Origin of the sequence: Microbacterium sp., assembly GCF_003248605.1 — a bacterium.
GTDB lineage: Bacteria > Actinomycetota > Actinomycetes > Actinomycetales > Microbacteriaceae > Microbacterium.
Genome location: NZ_QFPF01000150.1, coordinates 1 through 4568, shown reverse-complemented (window position 1 = coordinate 4568; position 4568 = coordinate 1). Strand labels below are relative to the sequence as shown.

Sequence of the window (4568 nt, the reverse complement as noted above, 5' to 3'; positions counted from 1 at the left end):
GACACCGCGCCGGAGCCGCCAGCTCCCGGCGCGGCGAATCTGCCTGAGATCGCCACCCGCCAAGAGGTCGCCGCCTACCTCAAGCTCAGCGTGCCGACGCTCGCGAGATGGGCCGGCGAAGGGCGCGGGCCGAAGTTCGTGAAATTCGGCGGCGCCTGCCGCTACCTCCGGGCCGACGTGCTCGAGTACGTCGCCCACGCGTCCGCGACATCGTGAACGCCCAGCAAGAGAAAAGCCCCGCCGGCCAGGGCGGGGCAGTGACCGAAACCATTGAAGGAGCAACGATCATGACCACTGTACCGACGACCACGGACAGCACCACCACCCGCCTCGCACAGATCGGCGATGTCGAGCTGCGCCTGCTCACCACCCCGGAGAACGCACCACAGCTCGCGCTCGCCGCAGACACAGCCGAGATCATCATCGGTGGCCCCGCGACCGCGGCCGCGCTCGCCGCAGCCCTCCAGGAGCTCGACCACCTCACGACCCCGCAACCGGCGATCGAGAATCGCGGTGAGTACTCATGCGGCTCGTGCAGCTACACGATCATCGACGACTCCGACGACGTCGATGGCTTCTGGGATCTCGTCGACGCCCACGAGGCACATCACGACTATGAACGCGAGCTGCTGCCCGCCCACCTCAAGGACCTCGACCCCAACGCCGACGCCTACGCCGAACAGGGCAAGGCCCGCGCGGCCGCGATCGGCTGCGACGTCCCCGGCTGCGACCAGTCCGGCCACGACTGGCAGGCCGACCCTGCCGAGTGGGTGCACCGCGTGCTCCACACCGACCACCTCGGCCTCGAGGTCGACGTGTTCGCCGAACTCCCCCAGGGCGAACTCCGCGCCTACGTGTTCGCCCACCTCGAGGACCGCACCGGCAACGGCCGCGACGCCGAAGGACTCCGCGCCCTCGCCGTGCAGCTGCGCATCCAAGCCGAACAGCTCCTCGAAGACGCCGACATCATGGAACGGCGCGCTCGCCGCATCCGCCGCCCCGTCGACGTCGCCGACGCTCTCCGCGACCTGGAGGGCTGAGCGATGACGCACCTCGACGACGACACCCTCCTCGCCGGTTGGCGGCTCGAGAAGATCGCGGCCGGCTCCACCGAGCGCAGCATCCACGAACGCACGATCGTGATCCGAGCAATGCTGCGCCGCACCGGCAAGACGCTGATGACCGTGCAGCGACAAGACCTCATCGCAGACCTCGCCCGACCGGGCATCGCCGCTGCCACCCGCCAGCTGTACCGCGGCGTGATGTTCAACGTGTTCACGTGGATGCAGGACGAGCAGCACCGCGAAGACAACCCGGCCGCACGGCTCCCCAAGGTGCGGGTGCCCCAGACCGAAGCGAACCCCTTCACGCTCGAGGACGTCCAGAAGCTGCTCGAGAGCGGCATCTACGCCCGCACCCGCATGTACGTCCTCCTGTACGCCTACCAGGGCTTCCGAGCACAGGAGATCGCCGCGGTATCCACCGACACCATCGACTGGGACCAGCGCCGCATCCTCTCCAAGGAAGGCAAGGCCGGCAAGGAAGTGTGGCGACCAATCCACCCCCTCGTCTGGGAGGCACTACAGGCCTACCCCCGCGACAGCGGATACCTGTTCCCCTCCCAGTACCGGCCCGACCAGCACGTGAAGGCCGGCAACGTCGCAACAGTCCTCTCCCGCGCAATCAAACGCGCCGGCATCCGCCACAACGCACACCAGATGCGGGCCTTCTTCGCCACCGAGATGATCCGCGCCGGCGCCTCCACCGTCGTCGTCGCCGGCGCCATGCGGCACTCCGACCTCCAATCCATCACCCGCTACGTCGCCATCGATCACGACAGCATCGACACCGCAATGAACCTCCTCCCCCACGTGATCGTCCCCGCCGCCACCAACCGCGGCCCCCGACCCGCAACCCCCCGCCCCGAACTCGAGCCCACCGCATGAACCGCCGGAGCCCCCTTGCCACACCCACACCCGATCACCCCCGCGCTCGCCGCAGTGTTCGCCTCCGACACCCCACCGCTCATGCGCTACACCGCGACCGTGCTCGCGATCCACGCCCGGCACGGACTCGAGACGGACATGAGCCTCGACCAGCTCGAGCAGGACACCGACCTCCCCCAGGAAGTCCTCCTGCACCAACTCGCACACCCCGATTTCCCCGCGACGGTCACGCTCACCGCCACGACCGTCCAGGCCACGTTCGCCGTGCCCGAGCACCCCAGCTGGTGAGGGGCGCAGCGCCGACCAGGGAGGGGTTGCGATGGTAGACGCTCGAATCAAGGGCGAGTGGCTCACGCAGGCAGCGCACGACAGCCTGAGCGACGCCGCATACCGGATCTTCCACAACGGGCTGATGCACGCGGCCGAGCAAGGGACGAACGGGGCGGTGGACGAGCGCGAGCTGCGCTTCCTCTATCCACGCGCGATCGATCCCGCGTGGCTCGAGGAAATCGAGGCCGCAGGCTTCTGGGCCCGAACCGCCGCTGGCTATCAGTTCATCGACTGGTCCGGGGCGCTGGGCCAGTCCACCGCGCAGGACGTAGACAAGCAGCGCGAAGCCAACAGGAACCGCAAACGCGCCCAGCGAGCACGAGAGAAGGCCGTGAAGGACGGCGACACGGCCACGGATGCCGCCCAGGGCAACACACGCGAAGCACCAGCACGCGAGAACGAGCCGAACCCACCAACGACCCATGCGGGCAAAAATGAGGGCGTCACATCGAGTCCGTCACAACGTGAGTCACGGGGGGCGTCACGGCGTGACGTCACGGTGGGAGTAGGAAAGGAAAGGAAAGGCAAGGCCTTCCCTTCCCTTTCCGAAGAAATACCCCCAGATAGGGGGGTGGGTGAAAGTACTCAACCGCGCGCGAGCGACACGAGTCCATTCGGCCTCGCGCTCGCCACCCCCACCCCCATCACGCCTTTCTGCGATCGCCACCCCAACGGCACCGACCAGGCATGCACCGGCTGCCGCCTCGCCCGCGAAGGGTACGAACTCCAGCGGCCTTCACTCAGCAGCAGCAACGCCCGCAGCCTCGCGTTCGTCGCCCGCATCGCTGCTCAGGAAGCCGCCAAGGAAGCCGCAACGTCCCGCTGCGCCACCCACGGCCACCAGCTCGCCCGCGACGGCACATGCATCCACTGCACCGATCTCCGCCCGCCGATTCCCATCCGGGAGCTACGACCATGAGCACCCTCACACCCACCTTCCTCCAACCCATCCCCATCGACCGCCACCGCTGCGCCGCCACCCACCGCACCCCCGCGACGTTCGTGAAGTGCTGGATGCGCTCGCCGCGTTCGGTCACCGGCGCCGGCACCTACGCCGTCGTCAACTGGTGCACGTATCGGGTGACCTTGCACGCCGACCTCGAGCACGCCGCCCAGCAGCTCGCGCAGCTCGCCGACGGCGGATGCGGCCCCCGCTGCCAGGAGATCCACCGCCTGCACGTCATCCCCACCGGCCACCCGACCGCGCCGGAGCCGCCGCATGCCCGATGAACCCCGCCCGGCCGCACACTTCGTCCACGGCCCCGGCGTCCTCGTCCCTGACGGAGTCTGTCGAATCCTCGAGCACGACGCCGGCCTCAGCGAGTTCCGCTCGAGGGTCCGCGGCCGGCGCCCCCAGCTGGACGCCGTCCTCGACGCGATCCACACCGCCGCCATCCGCCACCGCCGCATTTCCGACCTCGGAAATCAACCGCTTCCGACCTCGGAAGTCGCGGCACAATCAGGCGTCACAACCGAACAGGCAGCCCAGGCACTCAACGTCAGCACCCGCCGCGTCACCCAGCTGATCTCCGCGAACGAGTTGAGCGCCGACTACCGCGACGGCCGCTGGGTCGTCGACACCAACAGCCTCACAGCCCTCATCGAAAAGAGAACCCCATGACCCTCGCCGACACGGCCCGCACCCTCGCCCAGCGCACCGCCCAGAAGCGCACCGCGCAGATCCGCTCCCGCAGCGAAGCACTCGACAAGCTCGCCGCCGCCGAACGCGAACGCGACTTCGACCTCGCCCTCGCCATCCGACACGCGATCGCCGAGCGCTGGCCCACCGCCTCGCCGGTCGACTACAGCGCCAAGCTCACCAAGATCAACAACACCCTCCAGACCATCGCCCGCCGCGTCCTCACCGACACCACCCTCGCCGGACTCCGCGACGCCTACGTCCGCAACCAGATCACGACCGAGTACTTCCGCGAGCAGTACGAGCCCGCCCTCGCGTCCTGGCTCAACGCCCTCGACCAGCTCCAGGAATCCGCCCAGACCGACCTCGACAAGGCCGAGAACGCGCTCGCCGAAGCCGTGAAACGGCTCACCAGCGATACCCCGAACGGATCGAGCATCGACCAGTTGCTCGCCGAGACCCGCGCCGGCAAAGCATGGGAGCGCCTGCGCCCCGAACTCGACAAGATCCCCGACACCGCCATCATCGGAAACCTCGCCCGCCGTATCCCCGCCAACCAGGATCCGGTTGTCCGCCGGATGTTCCTCGACGAGCTGCCCTCCTACCTCGGCCGACGCGACATCCGCGTCCCCGACGACTTCATCGACGACCTC

Annotated in this window: 8 protein-coding genes; all 8 read left to right on the top strand. The window is 68.6% G+C overall.

Going from position 1 to position 4568, the window contains the following annotated elements:
- Positions 1-216: helix-turn-helix domain-containing protein (locus DI573_RS14050; RefSeq protein WP_292815587.1), on the top strand; the 216-nt coding region annotated here is incomplete at its 5' end.
- A 71-nt stretch (positions 217-287) separates the two neighbouring features.
- Positions 288-1040: a hypothetical protein gene (locus DI573_RS14045; protein WP_292815584.1), complete on the top strand. Its 753-nt coding sequence runs from the start codon at positions 288-290 to the stop codon at positions 1038-1040.
- Between the two features lie 3 nt (positions 1041-1043).
- Positions 1044-1946 carry a tyrosine-type recombinase/integrase gene (locus tag DI573_RS14040; RefSeq protein ID WP_292815583.1) on the top strand — a complete coding sequence of 301 codons (903 nt, stop codon included), beginning with the start codon at positions 1044-1046 and terminating at the stop codon, positions 1944-1946.
- Between the two features lie 15 nt (positions 1947-1961).
- Positions 1962-2234 carry a hypothetical protein gene (locus DI573_RS14035; protein WP_292815580.1) on the top strand — a complete coding sequence of 91 codons (273 nt, stop codon included), beginning with the start codon at positions 1962-1964 and terminating at the stop codon, positions 2232-2234.
- A 31-nt stretch (positions 2235-2265) separates the two neighbouring features.
- Entirely contained in the window at positions 2266-3195 is a 930-nt protein-coding gene (locus tag DI573_RS14030) for a hypothetical protein (protein WP_292815578.1), read from the top strand.
- Complete coding sequence (locus DI573_RS14025; RefSeq protein WP_292815575.1) at positions 3192-3506, top strand: hypothetical protein; 315 nt, start codon at positions 3192-3194, stop codon at positions 3504-3506. Before DI573_RS14030 ends, DI573_RS14025 begins: the two co-directional genes overlap by 4 nt.
- Positions 3496-3897 (top strand): helix-turn-helix domain-containing protein, encoded by a 402-nt coding sequence (locus DI573_RS14020; protein ID WP_292815572.1) that lies wholly within the window; start codon positions 3496-3498, stop codon positions 3895-3897. Before DI573_RS14025 ends, DI573_RS14020 begins: the two co-directional genes overlap by 11 nt.
- The coding region (locus DI573_RS14015) for a hypothetical protein (protein WP_292815569.1) at positions 3894-4568 on the top strand (675 nt) is incomplete at its 3' end. The genes DI573_RS14020 and DI573_RS14015, both read left to right, overlap by 4 nt.